Raw genomic sequence first — 15,621 nt, forward strand, 5'->3', positions numbered from 1 at the left:
GCGGCATCAGCCGACGGTGATCGCGTCCAGTTTCGCGCGCAGGTACGTGTGCGAGTCGACCGGCCCGTACGCGACCCGGCCCACCGGGGCCGGGACGGACTCGACGAGGGTGCGGGTGTCGCACTCGTAGAAGTAGACCAGCGACATCAGCTCCTCGGCCGGGGCGTCGGCGGAGGGCGGGAGGACGCGGTGGCGCCCGGGAGCGCCAGCGGTCGCCGGTCCAGCGGGCCATGAGGTCCCCGATGTTGATGGTGAAGGCGTCGGGGTCGAAGGGCGCGTCCTGCCAGCCGCCCTCGTCGGTGAAGACCTGGAGGCCGCCCTTGCCCTGCTGCCGGTCCAGGACCGTCACGGTGCCGAAGTCGGTGTGCGGGCCGATCCGGAACTGGCCGGGCCGGGGCTCACCGACCACGTCGGTGCCGGGATACCAGTTGATGTTGAACCCCCAGGTGGGGTGGCCGGTGTGCCGGGTGAAGAAGTCCGTGTCCTGGCCCAGCGCGGCGGCGAGCAGCTCCAGCAGCTGGTCGGAGAGGACGCGCATCCGGGCCAGGTACTCCGTCACCAGGGCGCGCAGCCGGGGCGCCTGCGCGGGCCAGACGTTCGGGACGAACCACTCGGCGTCGGTCTCCGGATCGCCGGTGGGGTCCTCGGACGCGAAGGACCAGGACTCCTTCAGGTCCGGCGGGGTCGGCGTCCCCTCGGCGTAGCCGTTGGCCTCCGCGCCGGGGCCGAGCCAGCCACGGCCGCCCACCCTGACCGCGTACGGCTCCTTGTCGGCGGGCGGGAGCCGGAAGAAGTCCCGGGCGGCCTCGCGGATGCCCGAGCGCAGCGCAGGGTCGACCCCGTGGCCGGTGACCAGGAGGAACCCGGCGGTCTGCAGGGCCTCGTCCACGGTGGCGGCGACGGCCTTACGGGCCTCGGGGTCGCCGGACAGCCAGGGCCGCAGGTCGATGGTGGGGATCCGGGGCGCGGGCTTTGACCGCCCCGAAGGCGTCGAAGGCGTCGATGGCATGCGATCTCCTGGGGATCGGGGAACGGATCGGGGGCGGATCGGGCGGCGGATCGGGGGCGGCCCGGCGGCCGGACCGCCGGGGCTATTCGCCGATGTCCTCGTGCCACAACTCGGGCCGGGCCGCGATGAAGTCGGTCATGAGCGCGGTGCACTCGGGGTCGTCGAGCAGCACGATCTCCACGCCGGCGCTCTCGGCCAGCCAGTCGTGGCCGCCGTGGAAGGTCCGCGCCTCGCCGATCACCACCCGTGAGATGCCGAACTGCCGGATCAGACCGCTGCAGTACCAGCACGGCGACAGCGTCGTCACCATGGTCGTGCCCCGGTAGGTGCGCTGCCGTCCCGCCGCCCGGAAGGCCGAGGTCTCGCCGTGCGCCGACGGATCGCCGTCCTGGACCCGGCGGTTGTGGCCCCGGCCCAGGACCGTGCGGCCGTCCGGACCGTACAGGGCGGCCCCGATCGGGATACCGCCCTCGGCGAGTCCGGCGCGGGCCTCGGCGACGGCTGTCGCGAGCATTGTTGCGTCGTCCAGCTGCATGAGCACCACTCTCTCGGCCGGAAACCGACCGGGCAATGTACCGGCCCTTCGAACACCGGTGCCGCCCGGGGCCACGTGGCCGTTCAGAGGCCGGCAGCCTGACAGGAACCGCCCCGGATGTCACAGGCGTTGTCTACGGTGGACGCACAACGACCGGAGGGGGGATTCGGTGGCGTACAAGCCCGTGGGACGGCGGAGGGAATGGGCCCGCGAGCAGTGGGCCGGGCTGGGGGCCGGCGACCGCGTCAAGGCCGCCGCCGGGCTGATGTTCGCCTGGGTGGGGCTGCTCTGGCTGCTGGAGACGCTGGATGTGCTGTCCCATCACGCGCTGGACACCTTCGGCATCGTGCCGCGTGAGATCGGCGAGCTGCGGGACATCGTGCCGGCCGCCTTCATCCACTTCGGCTTCGACCATGTCGCCGCCAACAGCATGCCGTTGTTCGTGCTCGGCTTCCTGGCCGCGCTGCGCGAGATACGCCGTTTCGTGGCCGTGGTGTTCGTGATCGTCCTGGCCAGCGGCCTGGGCGTCTGGCTCGTCGCGCCCGCGCACACCAACACCGCCGGCGCCTCCGGAGTGGTCTTCGGGCTCTTCGGGTATCTGCTGGTCCGGGGCTTCGTCGACCGCCGCCTGCTGGACATCGGCGTCGGCCTGCTCGTCGCCGTCCTGTACGGGTCCATCCTGTGGGGCGTGCTGCCGACCGCGCAGGGGGTGTCCTGGCAGGGCCATCTCTTCGGCCTTCTGGGGGGCGTGGCGTCCGCCTTCCTGTTCCGTGACGTACGATCCGGGATCATCCGCTGACCTGGGGAGAGGCCGGCATGTCCAACGGGGGGACCACATGACCGATTTCGACAAACAGCCCGACGACGAGGCGGCGGCCACGCCACCGCCTCCCGGCCCGCAGCCCGGCCACCCGGGACAGCCCGGCGCCCCGGGACAGCCCGGCCCCGCGGGATATCCGGGGCCCGCGGGTTATCCGGGGTGGGTGCCGCCACCGCCGCGCCGGTCGCCGACCAGCATCGCGATGTGGGCACACCTCGGCGCGATCATCACGCTGACCGTCGGCGGCAGCGTGTGCTGCCTCGGCCCGCTGCTGTGCTGGATCGCGCCCCTGGTGATACGTAACGACGCGCAGAACCGGCAGGACCCCTTCGTCCGCCACCACGCCACCCAGGCCCTCAACCACGCCATCACGCAGGCGATCGTGATGACGGTCGCCATGCTGCTGGGGATCGTGGCCTACATCGGCCTGATCGTCACCCTCGTAGCCCATGACAACGGCAACGGGGCCGGGGGCCTGGCGGCCATCCCGGGGACCGCGGCCGCGCTCTTCGTCGCGCTCGTCGGGTACTGCATCGCCGGATTCGTGTTCGCCATCATCGGTACCACCAAGGCCAACAGCGGCCAGTGGTGGTCCTATCCGAAGTTCCTCGCGATCCCGTTCGTCAAGCCCTAGCGGGGCTGTTCGGACGTTCAGACGCCGAGGCCACGCACCGCGAGGTCGAGAAGCGCGCACGCGAACAGGGCGATCCCGATGAAGCCGTTGACGCTGAAGAAGGCCCGGTTGAGGCGGCTGAGGTCGTGCGGGCGGACGATGGAGTGCTCGTAGAGGAAGGCACCGGCGACGACGACCAGGCCGAGCCAGAGGAAGGCGCCGGCGCCGGTGGCCAGCGCGTACCAGACCAGCAGCCCCGTGGTGACGGCGTGGCAGGCCCGCGCGCCGTGGATCGCCGCGGGGACGCCGAAGCGGGCGGGGACCGACAGCACGCCCTGCTCACGGTCGGACTCGACGTCCTGGCAGGCGTAGATCAGGTCGAAGCCGCCGATCCAGACGCCGACCGCCAGCCCGAGGATCACCGCTTTCCATGACCACTGGCCGGTGACGGCCAGCCAGGCGCCGATCGGGCCGATGGCCTGGGCCAGGCCGAGGATCGCCTGCGGGAAGTTGGTGAACCGCTTGCCGTACGGATAGAGCACCATCGGGAAGACGGCGAGCGGCGCGAGCGCCAGGCACAGCGGGTTGAGCAGGGCGGCCGCGCCGAGGAACGCCACGAGCGCGATCAGCGCCCCGGTCCAGGCGGACTTCACCGTCACGGCGCCGGTGACCAGTTCGCGGTGCGCGGTGCGCGGGTTCCGGGCGTCGATCTCACGGTCGATGATCCGGTTGGCGGCCATCGCGAAGGTCCGCATGGCCACCATGGCGAAGGTGACCAGGAACAGCCGCCACCAGTGGACGTTCCGGTCGAGCTCGAACATCGCGGTGAGGGAGGCGATGTAGGCGAAGGGCAGCGCGAAGACCGAGTGCTCGATCATCACCAGCCGCAGGAACGCCGGAACACTCCCGCCGGCGCGGGGACCACGGCCCGTGCCGCCGACCACACCCTCCGCCGCCGACATCACAGGCCGCACCCGGGAGTACCGCCGCGGCGGCGGGGAGGCCTGCTGCCGCTGCCGCCCTCCGAAATCGTTCCGCTCGTCACAGCCCGTACTCCTTCCATCGCTTCGTCACCCGTTCGGCCGTCTCGGCGTCCGGCAGCACCATCTCCGGCCAGCCGCCGTCCCGGGTGTAGCCCTCCTCGGGCAGTTTCCTGGTCGCGTCGATGCCCGCCTTGCCGCCCCAGAACTGCTGGTACGAGGCGTGGTCGAGGTGGTCCACCGGGCCTTCGACCACGGTCAGGTCGCGGCCGTAGTCGGTGTTGCCGAGCGCCCGCCAGGCGACCTCGTGCAGATCGTGCACGTCGCAGTCGGAGTCGACGACGACGATCAGCTTGGTCAGCGACATCATGTGGGCGCCCCAGACGGCGTGCATGACCTTCTGGGCGTGCTTGGGGTACTTCTTGTCGATCGAGATGATCGCGCAGTTGTGGAAGCCGCCCGCCTCGGGCAGGTGGTAGTCCACGATGTCCGGCACGATGATCTTCAGCAGTGGCAGGAAGAACCGCTCGGTGGCCCGCCCCAGCGGCCCGTCCTCGGTCGGCGGCCGGCCGACCACGATGGACTGCAGCAGCGGCCGCTTGCGCATCGTCACGCAGTCGATGGTCAGCGCAGGGAAGGGCTCCTGCGGGGTGTAGAAGCCGGTGTGGTCGCCGAAGGGGCCCTCCGGGAGCGTCTTGCCGGGCTCCAGCCAGCCTTCCAGGACGACCTCGGCCTGGGCCGGCACCTGGAGCGGCACCGTCCGGCAGTCGACCATCTCCACCCGCTTGCCCTGTACGAAACCGGCGAACAGGTACTCGTCGATGTCACCGGGCAGCGGGGCGGTCGAGGCGTAGGTCACGGCCGGCGGGCAGCCGAAGGCGATGGCGACCGGCAGCCGTTCGCCGCGCCGCTCGGCCACCTTGTAGTGGTTGCGGCTGTCCTTGTGGATCTGCCAGTGCATCCCGATGGTGCGCCGGTCGTGCCGCTGGAGGCGGTACAGGCCGAGGTTGCGGACGCCGGACTCCGGGTCCTTGGTGTGGGTCAGCCCGAGGTTGAAGAAGGACCCGCCGTCGTCGGGCCAGGTGAACAGCGCCGGGAGCTGCTCCAGGTCCACGTCGTCGCCGGTGAGCACGACCTCCTGGACCGGCGCGTCCGAGGCCTTGACCTTCTTCGGCGGTACGTGGGTCATCCCGGCCAGCTTGCCGAAGGCCTCGCGCATCCCCACGAAGCCCTGCGGCAGTTCCGGCTTGAGCAGGCCGCCGATCCGGTCGCTGATGTCGGCGTAGGAGGTCAGGCCGAGCGCCTTGAGCAGCCGCCGGTCGGTCCCGTAGACGTTCATCGCCAGCGGCATCGAGGAGCCGCGCACGTTCTCGAAGAGCAGCGCCGGGCCGCCCGCCTTGTTCACGCGGTCGGTGATCTCGCCGACCTCCAGATGGGGGTCGACCTCGGCTTTGATGCGCTTGAGGTCGCCGTCCTTCTCCAGAGCTCTCAGGAAGGAGCGAAGATCGTCATAAGCCATGCTTTCCAGTATCCGGTACGCACTACTCTGGACCCGTCACCGGGCCCCTCGTGCGGCCCGCCACCGCGTTCTGGGGGACCCTTCCGCGATGTTCAGGTATCTGCCGTTCCTGCTGGTGCTGGCGCTGTGGATCTACGCCTTCGTCGACTGTCTGAACACGCCGGAGGAGGAGGTGCGCGGGCTGCCCAAGGTGGTCTGGGTGATCATCATCCTGCTCTTCGGCGAGGTGCTGGTCGGTCCGGTCGCCTGGCTGGTCGCGGGCCGCCGCCGGGGCGTTCCGGCGGGCGGCGGCACGCCGGCGGAGTGGCACCGCGACCACCGGGGGGAGGCCCCCGGCGGATGGGTCGCGCCCGACGACAACCCCGAGTTCCTGAAGTCGCTCCGCGAGGAGAACAAGAAGGACGAGACCCTCCTGAAGAACTGGGAGGCCGATCTGCGGCGCCGCGAGGACGAGTTGCGGCGGCGCGAACAGGGCGGCGCCGGCCCGGAGGACGGCCCGACGGCCTGAGCCGTACGGGCTGTCCTGCGGACCGGCGGGTGCCCGCGGCTCAGTCCTTCGACAGATCGCCCATCATCAGCTGCATGACGGCGCCCATGACGTCCTGGGGGTTGAGGGTGGTGGCGCCGGCCGGGGCCCGGACGGGCTCCGCGTCGGCGCTGAAGCCGATGGTCATCGGCAGTTCGCCGGTGGCCTTGTCGTCGAGCTGCGCGATGTCGATCGTGACGCCGGACAGCATGCCGTCCTTGATGGCGAGGTCGAGGCCGATGTTCTTCTTCGGGGCGTCCTTGAGGTCGTCGGGGTCGAAGCCGCCGGGCAGTTCGTCCTCGTACGGCTTCAGCGCCTTGCTGAGCGCGTCCGCGGTTTTGGCGGCCGGGACGGTGGCGGTGACGTGGTCGACGCCGTCCTCGCTGCCCGCGTTCTTGAAGGTGGCGTTGGAGCCGACGGCCTTGGTGACGGCCTTGACGATCTTCTGCTGGGTCTTCGCGTCGAGCGCGTCCGTGCTGCTACCGCTGCCGCTGCCGCTGCCGCTGCCGCTGGTGCCGGCGCCGAACTGCTCGGACAGCTCGCTAAAGGCGTCCGGATCGATCGAGACCCACTTCCCGCCGAGCAGGTCCTTCACCGACTTGTACGAGGACGGGAGCTTGTCGGCCTGGTCGAGCATCGCCTGGAACTGCTTGAGTTCCGCCTTGCTGTCCGCGTCGTCGCCGCCGCCTGCGCCGGTGTCCGAGGCCAGCGACATCAGCTGCTCCAGGTCGGCGCGTACGTAGTACTTCTTGCCGGCGAGGCTGCGGACCTCCAGCAGGGGCGACTTCCCGCCGGTCGACAGGGACAGGGCCGACGAGGCGGCCTTGGCGCCCTTGCCCTCCGTGGCGTCCTTGAGGGACGTCTTCGAACTCAGCGACACGGAGATTTCGAGATCGGCCAGCATCTTCGCGCTGTCATGCGTGAAGTCGTCCTCGCCCTTCATCGCCGACCAGATCTGACTCTCGGTCCCGTCGAACCCGCCGGTGATCGTGACGGCCTTCTGCTCGTTCAGTTTCTCCACGGCCCGCTGGGCCTTGGTGCCGGCACTGATGTTCTCGGCCGTGCCGCAGGCGACGGCGGCGGAGGCTATGAAGACGACGCAGCCGGCCGTGGCGACGCTCTTGCGCATGGTGTTGATCGCGTACTCCTCAGAGAAGGGTTTTCCGTGATGTGGGACTCCCGTCGCCGCCCGAAGGTTGCACGACGGCCGGGATAGGCTCGCCGGTATGGCAGGCATCGACGACAGCAAGCCCCGCAGGCCATGGGTCGTCGGGGTGTCCGGCGCTTCCGGGACGCCTTACGCGGCGGCGGTGCTGCGGGGGCTGCTGCACGCCGGTGAGGCGGTGGACCTGGTGGTGAGCCGGGCCGCCCGGCTGACCCTGCTCGACGAGACCGGGGGCCCCTTCCGCGACGCCCACTGGCGGGACGACCTCACGCGCTGGCTGGCCCGCGGCGCCGACGGCACGGCCGACCGCTTCGCCGTGACGGGGCCTGGTCCGGCCGGTGCGGCCGGTGCGGCCGACGTACGGTACTGGCCCGCCGGGGACCTGGCGGCGGGGCCGAGCTCGGGCTCGTACGCCGTGAAGGGGATGCTGATCGTGCCGGCCAGCACGGCCTGTGTGGCGGGGGTGGCCCTCGGGCTGTCCAAGGACCTGCTCCAGCGGGCGGCGAGCGTGACGCTCAAGGAGCGGCGCCCGCTGGTGGTGGCGGTCCGTGAGACGCCGCTCAGCGGCCAGACCCTCAAGCAGCTCGTCGCCCTGGACGAGGCGGGCGCCGTGGTCCTGCCGGCCTCCCCGGCCTTCTACGCGGGGGCCACCGGCATCCAGGACCTTGTCGACTTCGTCGCCGGGCGCGTACTGGACGTTGCGGGGGTGCCGCACCAGCTCTACCGCAGGTGGGAGGGAGAACTGGGCGCCGCTGCCGGGGCTGCGGCGGGCATCGCGGAGTAGATGCGCAGGGCGCATGCCGGTTTATGCCTTAGATTCTTGTCCGGACAGCGTAGTCGCAGCACGAATGAAGGGGTCCATTCTGATGGACGCGGTGGACAGGCAGCTCATCCAGGCGCTACGGGAGAACGGCCGGGCCTCCTACGCCGAACTGGGCCGGCTCGTCGGACTGTCGGGCCCCAGCGTCACCGACCGGATCAACCGTCTGGAGCAGGCCGGTGTCATCACCGGCTACCGGGCCACCGTGGCCCCCACGGCCCTCGGTCTGGGCGTCACCGCCCTGGTCGGCCTCCAGCTCAGCGACGCCGCCGATCACGAGGACGTGGCGATGCGGCTGCGCGACCTGGACGAGATCGAGGACTGCTGGTTCATCGCCGGCGAGGACTCGTACATGCTCAAGGTCCGGGTCGCGGACGTCGACGGCCTGGAGCGGACCATCCGCCGGCTGTCGGGGACCAAGGGGGTGGCCCGGACCCGCACCACGATCGTGCTCAGCACCAAGTGGGAGAACCGGGTCGGCGCGCTGCCCGACGAGGCGGGGGCGTAGGCTCGGCCGGGTTGATTCGTCATGGTTGGAGGAGGCTGCGGAATGGACGCTGGACTCAAGCGTGAGCTGGAGGAGAAGGTCCACTCGGGCGAGCGGCTCTCCCGCGAGGACGGTATCGCCCTCTACGAGTCCGACGACCTGGCCTGGCTGGGCGGTCTCGCGCACTACGTGCGGGAGAAGAAGAACGGCGACGTCGTCCACTTCAATGTCAACCGGCATCTGAACATGACGAACGTCTGCACGGCGTCCTGCGCCTACTGCTCCTTCCAGCGCAAGCCCGGCGAGAAGGACGCGTACACGATGCGTATCGAGGAGGCCGTCCGCCTCGCCACGGCGATGGAGAGCGAGAACCTCACCGAGCTGCACATCGTCAACGGCCTGCACCCGACGCTGCCCTGGCGGTACTACCCGCGCTCGCTCAAGGCGCTCAAGGAAGCCCTCCCGGAGGTCTCGCTCAAGGCCTTCACGGCCACCGAGATCCACCACTTCGAGACGATCTCCGGGCTGAGCGCCGGCGAGATCCTCGACGAGCTGATCGACGCGGGCCTGGAGTCGCTGACCGGCGGCGGGGCCGAGATCTTCGACTGGGAGGTCCGGCAGCACATCGTCGACCACCGCACCCACTGGGAGGACTGGTCGCGGATCCACCGCCTGGCGCACGAGAAGGGTCTCAAGACCCCCTGCACCATGCTCTACGGCCACATCGAGGAGCCCCGGCACCGGGTGGACCACGTGTTGCGGCTGCGCGAACTCCAGGACGAGACCGGCGGCTTCCAGGTCTTCATCCCGCTGCGCTACCAGCACGACTTCGTCGACCTCAAGGACGGCAAGGTCCGCAACACCCTCCAGGCCCGTACGACGATGGCCTCCGGGGCCGAGGCACTGAAGACCTTCGCGGTGTCCCGGCTGCTGTTCGACAACGTGCCGCACGTCAAGGTCTTCTGGGTCATGCACGGCGTGCAGACCGCCCAGCTCGCGCTCCAGCACGGGGCGGACGACATGGACGGCTCCGTCGTCGAGTACAAGATCACTCACGACGCGGACAACTACGGCACCCCCAACAAGCTGACCCGGGACGACCTGCTGGACCTGATCCGCGACGCGGGTTTCCGGCCGGTGGAGCGCAACACCCGCTACGAGATCATCCGCGAGTACCCGGGTCCCGACGCGGGCCGGCGCGAGGCGCCGCAGGCCATGCGCCTCTGAACCCGGCCACCCGCGGGCGGCGATCGCCGCCCGCGCCCCGGCGCCCGGGCCGGTACCGGGTCCGGGCCGGTACCGGGTCCGGGGCGGTACCGGCGGTCAGCCCAGGTAGCCCCACGCGGTGGCGATGGCGCGGAGACCCTCGGGGATCTCCTCGGCGGTGGGAAGCGGCCGGCCCGGCTGGACCGTGCCGGAACGGATCTTGTCCTTCCAGTCGCCGATGCCCTTGGTGAAGTCCCCGTGGTCCTGACGTCCGTAGGCGATCATTCCGGGGTCCCATCCGATACCGAGGAATTCGCAGATGCGGCGGGTCTCGGCCTCGGGGGACCGGGTCAGCTCCTCGTACCGGACGGTGAGTCCGGGAAGTGCCTCACGGGCCTGTTCCAGGTACTCCATGTAGTTATGGGTGTGCGGAACCGCCTCGGTCATGGGGCGCTGGTCCGGACTGCCCTCGTGCCAGGACCGGGCGATGGAGTACGGGTGCCGGATCAGGAAGACGAAGCGGGCGTCGGGCCAGCAGGTGGCGAGCCGCTTCCAGACGAAGACATTGCTCGGCGTCTTCTCCACGAGGGTGTGTTTTCCGCTGCGCAGGAGTTCGCGGTGGAGCATGCGGTCCCACAGGAGGTGCTCCACGTCGGCGACGTTGTGGCCGAGGGCCTCCAGCGCCTGGACGGCCGGTTCGGTGGTCGGCCGTACGGAGAGCCGGCGGACGTGCGTCTCGATCGGGGCGTGCAGGCCGGGGTGGCTGTTGAGGATGACCCGCAGCAGCGTCGAGCCCGAACGCGGCGGGGAGAGCACGAAGACGGGGGCGCGCAGCAGGCGGTCGGTCCCCGGGTCGGCCGGCGGGCGCGCCGCGGTGGACACGGGGCCGTCCGGCGTTCTCGCGCGGTCCGCGGCGGAGCGGACCCGGGTGACCCGGAAGCCGGTACATTTCTCGAATGCGGCATTGGCCGATTTCTTCCAAGGCATGGCAAAGACGCTATAAAGGCGTGATGAGACCAGCCTGAAATGTTTATGGGCGTACCCTCATGAAATGCTCCCGGTTTCCTGTGTCGCCGCCCGACGGGAAAAGGGCCGGAGCCGCCCCGGAAAGGCAGGCGCAGCGCCCCCACGCGCAGCACGCCTGCCTTTCCGGGGCGGCTCCGGCCCTCTGACGTCCTGGGGTGTGTTGAGAAAGTAGCGCCGTCCGCCCGCAGGGCGGGCTCCGCGGCGTCCGGTGCGTGCGATCGCAAGGCGGTGCAACACGCCCTAGATCCGTACCGCGTCCAGGTGGTGGCGGGCGCGGGCGCTGGAGGTCACCTCCCCCAGGAACGCGGCAGCACGCTCGGACGTGCCCGGTTCGAGCCACGACTGGACGGAGTCGTGGACGACGATCTCGACACCGGTGCCGTCCAGCACGGTGGGCAGGGTGTGCACCACGGTCGAGGGGAAGCTGACCACGGTACGGGCCACCGGCCCCGAGCGCAGGGCCAGTTCGAGGGGAAGGTTGGGAGAGACGATCTCGACGCCCGCGACCTCGGCGATGCGGGCGAGCTTGGCCGGGTCCTCACGGCGGTGCGCCAGGTAGCGGTCGATGCCGTACTCGTGGGCGAGGGTGATGACCTCGGCGATGTAGCGGTCGACCGAGACCAGGCCGGTCTCGGCGAGGGACGTGCCCACCAGGTCGACCCCCGGCAGCACCTGGGGCGGGCCGTAGCGGCGCCGGGTCCAGGTGTAGCCGTTGACGGAGGCGACACCGCCGGGGGGCAGCCGCAGGTCGGTGGCCAGGGAGGAGAAGACCTCCAGCCGCCGGCCGTGGCCGGGGGTGAGCCGGCGGCCGGCGCGTACCGCGGCGGCCGGTGCCCGGCCGGTGCGGTGCCAGCGTACGAGCGGAGCACCGGCCAGCAGCTGCGTGGACAGCTCCAGGGTCGCCGTGCCGTCGTCGACGAGGACGACCTCATGGGCGCGGGTCAGCGGCAGCAGGCGCTGGATCAGCCCCGAGAAGGGGTCGCCGATCACCAGCCGGCCGGCCCCGGCCAGCCGTGGCGCCAGGGAGGCGACACAGCGGGCCAGGGTGACCGGGTTACGGCGGATGTCGTGCACGCTCACGCCGACGCCCTCGGCGCGGGCGACCGCCCCCATGGCGTCCAGCTGTCGCCGGGTGGTGCCGTCGAGGGGGAGGAGGACCGCGACGTCGAGCCTGCCAGGGTCGACGACGGCCCGGCGCTCCCCGAGTGCCCACTCCAGCAGGTTGAGCAGCTGGGCGGGGCTCTCCACCAACGCGAGCGTGCGGCTCATCAGGCGGAGGCCAGTTCGGCCTCGGCGGCCTCGCGTTCGGCGATGATGCCGGGGACGCGGCGCAGCTTCTTCATGGGGCCGAGTTCGCCGTCGTAGACCTTCTTGACGCCGTCGCCGAGGGCGGACTCGATGATGCGGATGTCGCGGACCAGGCGGTCCAGGCCCTGGGGTTCGACGGAGGCGGCCTGGTCGGAGCCCCAGTTGGCGCGGTCCAGGGTGATGTGACGCTCGACGAAGACGGCGCCGAGGGCGACCGCGGCCAGCGTGGTCTGCAGGCCGATCTCGTGACCGGAGTAGCCGATCGGGACGTTGGGGAACTCGTTCTGCAGGCTGTGCACCATGCGCAGGTTGAGCTCTTCGTTCTTGGCCGGGTAGGTCGAGGTGGCGTGGCAGAGAATGATGTTGTCGCTGCCCAGGACCTCCACCGCGTGGCGGATCTGCTTCATGGTGGACATCCCGGTGGACAGGATGACGGTCTTGCCGGTGGCGCGCAGGGCGCGCAGCAGTTCGTCGTCGGTGAGGGAGGCCGAGGCGACCTTGTGGACGCGGATGTTGTCGAACTTCTCCAGGAAGGCGACGGCCTCGACGTCCCACGGGGAGGCGAACCAGTCGATGCTCTTCTTGGTGCAGTACTCGTCGATGGCGCGGTAGTCGTCCTCACCGAACTCCACCTTGTGGCGGTAGTCGATGTAGGTCATGCGGCCCCAGGGGGTGTCGCGCTCGATGTCCCACTGGTCGCGGGGGGTGCAGATCTCGGGGGTGCGCTTCTGGAACTTGACGGCGTCGGCGCCGGCCACGACGGCCGCGTCGATCAGCGCGAAGGCGTCCTCAAGGCTGCCGTTGTGGTTGATCCCGATCTCGCCGGTGACGTAGACGGGGTGACCGGTGCCGACGAGACGGTCGCCGATCCTGCGAACTCGTGAGGGGGAGGAAGTCATCGCTTGTACAGTTCCTTTCCGAGAAGCCACGCGGCTATCTCCCGGACAGCTCCGTGTCCGCCGTTCTTGGTCGTGGTAGTCCTGGCGGCGGCACGGGCTTCTGGTTGGGCGTCGGCGACCGCTACCGGCCAGCCGACGATGTTGAAACAGGGCAGGTCGTTCACGTCGTTGCCGGCGTAGAGCACCCGCTGGGGGTCCACGCCCTGCTCTTCGCACCACTTCTTGAGTGCGAGGTCTTTGCGGTCGATGCCGTGCAGCACGGGAATGGACAGCTTCCGTGCGCGGGCGGCCACGACCGGGTTGGTCTCGGTGGACAGGATCAGCAGCTTCAGGCCCGCGCGGCGCAGGGCCGCGATGCCCAGGCCGTCACCGCGGTGCACGGCCACGGTCTCCCGGCCGGCCTGGTCGATCCAGACCCGGTCGTCGGTCTGCGTGCCGTCGAAGTCCAGGACGACGGCGTCGATGTCGTCCCGGCCGGGCAGCGCGCCGGACCCGGGGGCACCGGCGTCGAGCAGCGGCGCGAGGGCGCGGGCCCGGTCGAGGTCGCCGGGCTCGTCGATCTCCAGCACGCGGTCCGGGTCGGTACGTACGAGCGCGGTGCGGCCGAAGAAGCGGTGGCCGGCGGTACGGAAACCGTCGGCGCGCATGGCGTAGGCGGTGCCGGTCTCCAGGAACTCCTGCGGGCGGTCCTGGCGGCGGGGGCGGGAGGACTTGTCGTGGTTGACGCCGAAGCCCGAGCCGCCGGTGCCGGTGCCGGTGCCGGTACCGGTGCCGCCGTCGGCGCCGCCGGGCTCGGTGCGCCAGATGAAGCCGTGGGTGGGTGCGGCGGTCAGGGCCGAGTCGGCGCCCTCCTCCACGACGGCGGCGGCGACCCCCTCGACCTCCTCGGGGGTGATGAACGGGCTGGTGCACTGTACGAGCAGCACCACGTCGACCGGGGCCCCGTGCCGGGCCTCGTGCTCGTCCATCGCGTGCAGCACCGCGGCCTCACTGGTCGCGGTGTCCCCCGCGATCGCGGCCGGCCGCAACACCACCTCCGCGCCGGCCGAACGAGCCGACTGAGCGATCGCCGGATCATCGGTGGAGACCACCACATCGGTCACCAACCGCGCCTCACGGCACGCCCGCACCGCCCGCGCCACCAACGGCACCCCGCCAACAGGCGCCAGATTCTTGCCCGGCACACCCTTCGAACCACCCCGCGCCGGAATCACGGCAAGAACGCGCGGCTGCTGACGGTCGTTCATATCTGTCCCCAGCGGCGGATCATGGGGGCGACCCGCTGGTGGCCCACGCGATAGAGGCCCTTGGCACTGCGGCGCACCGCTCGCCGCAGTGGAGCACTGATGACTCCGGCGAGCCCGGTGCCGTCGCCGAGCGGGACGGGCAGCGGACGGCCCTTCTCGTCCAGGCCGTGCCGGGCGAGGAGTTCGGGAAGATAGAAGGAGCTGCGCTGCGGGGTGTGGAAGGTCCGCAGGGTCGGCAGCGGGCCGTTCTCGCGCAGCACGGCGATCCGGGCGCGGGTGGCGGCGTACGGATTGCTCTTGCCGACGCCCTGCGCGGCCACCCAGACGGGGTCCGGGGTGGGCACGATCCCCTCGTCGAGGTCCGCCCAGGAGGCGAGGCAGCCGGAGTTGACGAAGTAGTGGTTGCCGTGGGCCTCGCGGACCCCGAAGTCGGTGAGGATCGCGGTCGGGATACCCCGGTGCAGGGACTCCAGGGCGGCCGTGGAACTGACCGTGACCAGCAGGTCGGTGTGGTCCAGGACCTCGCCCATGTTGCCGTAGACCAGTTGCAGGTTCTCCGGGGCCGGCTCCTCCAGTTCCTCGATGAGGACCTGGTAGGGGTGCGCCTCGACATGGGTGGTGTGCTCGCCGGGCAGGCTGCGCAGCTTGAACAGCACCAGGCGTTCCGGGTGTCGCCGGGCGTGCGCGGCGGCCCGCTCCAGCAGGCGTATCCGGGCGCCCCGGCCCTTGGGCACGGAGGGCTGGACGGCGAAGCAGAGGGTGAAGGGCCGGTCGGTGCTGTACGCGGCCGGCCGGTCGTAGGGAGCGCCGCCGAGGAAGGGCAGGGCCGCCTCGACGACGGTGTCCGGGTCGATGCCGATGCCCCGGAAGACGTTGCGGAAGCGGTCCGCGTCGAAGGCGCTGTTGGCTATCACGATGTCGATGCCGGCCCGGGTGAGCAGGCCGTCCACCATCTTCTCGTACACAACCCCGACATAGCCGGTGACGGTGACCGGCCGGTGCGCGCGGCCTTCCCAGTTCTGCCCGAGGCTGTGGGCCAGGGCGAGGGTGGTGCCGCCCGCGGTGGCGAGGACCAGGATGTCGGCGGCGGCCAGTTCCTCGTCGTCCATCAGCTCGGCCGCGATCACCTCGCGCTGGGTGTCGGGCATGATGCCGACCTCGGCGAGCTGACGCTCGGTCGGGGTCGAACGGGAGCGCAGGAAGTAGGCGTCGAGCCTGTGCTCGGGAGCGATCTGACGGGCGACCGAGGCACCCCACTTCCAGCGGGTGTCCGAGTCGGCCAGCACGACGACGCGCTGCGGGGTTGTTGTCACGTATCGGCCCTTCCGGGCGGGCGCTGCGAGCCCGGTGATGAAGATGAGGTTGTGGGGGCGTCCCGCTGCTGCGGGAGTGAGCTGACGGTATGGAGCGGGCATGAGGCAGGCCTGAGGTGCGCCTGAGCCCCGGATGAGGAGAATCTGA

Annotated in this window: 15 protein-coding genes and 1 pseudogene; 6 read left to right on the top strand and 10 right to left on the bottom strand. The window is 70.7% G+C overall.

The features are described from left to right. Nucleotides 1–6 precede the first annotated feature (6 nt). Nucleotides 7–1,009: pseudogene (locus RWE79_RS22850) on the bottom strand (isopenicillin N synthase family dioxygenase). Nucleotides 1,010–1,091: 82 nt separating this feature from the next. Then, on the bottom strand, nt 1,092–1,544 hold the full coding sequence (locus RWE79_RS22855; RefSeq protein ID WP_475941926.1) for a nucleoside deaminase: 453 nt from the start codon (nt 1,542–1,544) through the stop codon (nt 1,092–1,094). A 265-nt stretch (nt 1,545–1,809) separates the two neighbouring features. Here RWE79_RS22855 and RWE79_RS22860 point away from each other — a divergent pair, with 265 nt between their 5' ends. After that, nucleotides 1,810–2,343, top strand: coding sequence for a rhomboid family intramembrane serine protease (locus tag RWE79_RS22860; protein WP_475946028.1), 534 nt, complete (start codon nt 1,810–1,812; stop codon nt 2,341–2,343). A gap of 37 nt (nt 2,344–2,380) precedes the next feature. Beyond that, nucleotides 2,381–2,998, top strand: a complete 618-nt coding sequence (locus RWE79_RS22865) for a DUF4870 domain-containing protein (protein WP_475941927.1) — start codon at nt 2,381–2,383, stop codon at nt 2,996–2,998. A 17-nt stretch (nt 2,999–3,015) separates the two neighbouring features. Here RWE79_RS22865 and mqnP read toward each other — a convergent pair whose 3' ends face one another. Together mqnP and RWE79_RS22875 are read right to left on the bottom strand one after the other, a co-directional pair. After that, nucleotides 3,016–3,939 (bottom strand): menaquinone biosynthesis prenyltransferase MqnP, encoded by a 924-nt coding sequence (gene mqnP / locus RWE79_RS22870; RefSeq protein WP_475941928.1) that lies wholly within the window; start codon nt 3,937–3,939, stop codon nt 3,016–3,018. 79 nt (nt 3,940–4,018) lie between these two features. Beyond that, nucleotides 4,019–5,476, bottom strand: a complete 1,458-nt coding sequence (locus RWE79_RS22875) for a menaquinone biosynthesis decarboxylase (RefSeq protein ID WP_475941929.1) — start codon at nt 5,474–5,476, stop codon at nt 4,019–4,021. Between the two features lie 88 nt (nt 5,477–5,564). Between RWE79_RS22875 and RWE79_RS22880 the strand changes: the two genes are divergently transcribed. After that, nucleotides 5,565–5,984, top strand: coding sequence for a PLD nuclease N-terminal domain-containing protein (locus RWE79_RS22880; RefSeq protein WP_475941930.1), 420 nt, complete (start codon nt 5,565–5,567; stop codon nt 5,982–5,984). Nucleotides 5,985–6,024: 40 nt separating this feature from the next. Here the strand turns inward: RWE79_RS22880 and RWE79_RS22885 are convergent, their stop codons facing one another. Next, on the bottom strand, nt 6,025–7,131 hold the full coding sequence (locus RWE79_RS22885; RefSeq protein ID WP_475941931.1) for a hypothetical protein: 1,107 nt from the start codon (nt 7,129–7,131) through the stop codon (nt 6,025–6,027). A 97-nt stretch (nt 7,132–7,228) separates the two neighbouring features. Here RWE79_RS22885 and RWE79_RS22890 point away from each other — a divergent pair, with 97 nt between their 5' ends. The 3 genes from RWE79_RS22890 to mqnE all read left to right on the top strand — a co-directional run bounded on the left by RWE79_RS22890 (nt 7,229) and on the right by mqnE (nt 9,701). Next, nucleotides 7,229–7,951, top strand: a complete 723-nt coding sequence (locus RWE79_RS22890; protein ID WP_475941932.1) for a UbiX family flavin prenyltransferase — start codon at nt 7,229–7,231, stop codon at nt 7,949–7,951. Nucleotides 7,952–8,033: 82 nt separating this feature from the next. Continuing rightward, nucleotides 8,034–8,495: an Lrp/AsnC family transcriptional regulator gene (locus RWE79_RS22895; protein ID WP_475941933.1), complete on the top strand. Its 462-nt coding sequence runs from the start codon at nt 8,034–8,036 to the stop codon at nt 8,493–8,495. A 42-nt stretch (nt 8,496–8,537) separates the two neighbouring features. Further along, on the top strand, nt 8,538–9,701 hold the full coding sequence (gene mqnE / locus RWE79_RS22900) for an aminofutalosine synthase MqnE (RefSeq protein WP_475941934.1): 1,164 nt from the start codon (nt 8,538–8,540) through the stop codon (nt 9,699–9,701). A 96-nt stretch (nt 9,702–9,797) separates the two neighbouring features. Here mqnE and RWE79_RS22905 read toward each other — a convergent pair whose 3' ends face one another. The 5 genes from RWE79_RS22905 to RWE79_RS22925 all read right to left on the bottom strand — a co-directional run bounded on the left by RWE79_RS22905 (nt 9,798) and on the right by RWE79_RS22925 (nt 15,473). Then, nucleotides 9,798–10,562 carry a sulfotransferase family protein gene (locus RWE79_RS22905; RefSeq protein WP_475941935.1) on the bottom strand — a complete coding sequence of 255 codons (765 nt, stop codon included), beginning with the start codon at nt 10,560–10,562 and terminating at the stop codon, nt 9,798–9,800. 384 nt (nt 10,563–10,946) lie between these two features. Beyond that, nucleotides 10,947–11,975, bottom strand: coding sequence for a hypothetical protein (locus tag RWE79_RS22910; protein WP_475941936.1), 1,029 nt, complete (start codon nt 11,973–11,975; stop codon nt 10,947–10,949). Further along, nucleotides 11,975–12,913: an N-acetylneuraminate synthase family protein gene (locus tag RWE79_RS22915; RefSeq protein WP_475941937.1), complete on the bottom strand. Its 939-nt coding sequence runs from the start codon at nt 12,911–12,913 to the stop codon at nt 11,975–11,977. Before RWE79_RS22915 ends, RWE79_RS22910 begins: the two co-directional genes overlap by 1 nt. After that, nucleotides 12,910–14,160, bottom strand: a complete 1,251-nt coding sequence (locus RWE79_RS22920) for a cytidylyltransferase domain-containing protein (RefSeq protein ID WP_475941938.1) — start codon at nt 14,158–14,160, stop codon at nt 12,910–12,912. The genes RWE79_RS22915 and RWE79_RS22920 overlap by 4 nt, the downstream gene beginning before the upstream one ends. Further along, on the bottom strand, nt 14,157–15,473 hold the full coding sequence (locus RWE79_RS22925) for a DUF6716 putative glycosyltransferase (protein ID WP_475941939.1): 1,317 nt from the start codon (nt 15,471–15,473) through the stop codon (nt 14,157–14,159). The genes RWE79_RS22920 and RWE79_RS22925 overlap by 4 nt, the downstream gene beginning before the upstream one ends. Nucleotides 15,474–15,621 lie beyond the last annotated feature (148 nt).

The organism is Streptomyces sp. RLA131 (genome assembly GCF_056270125.1).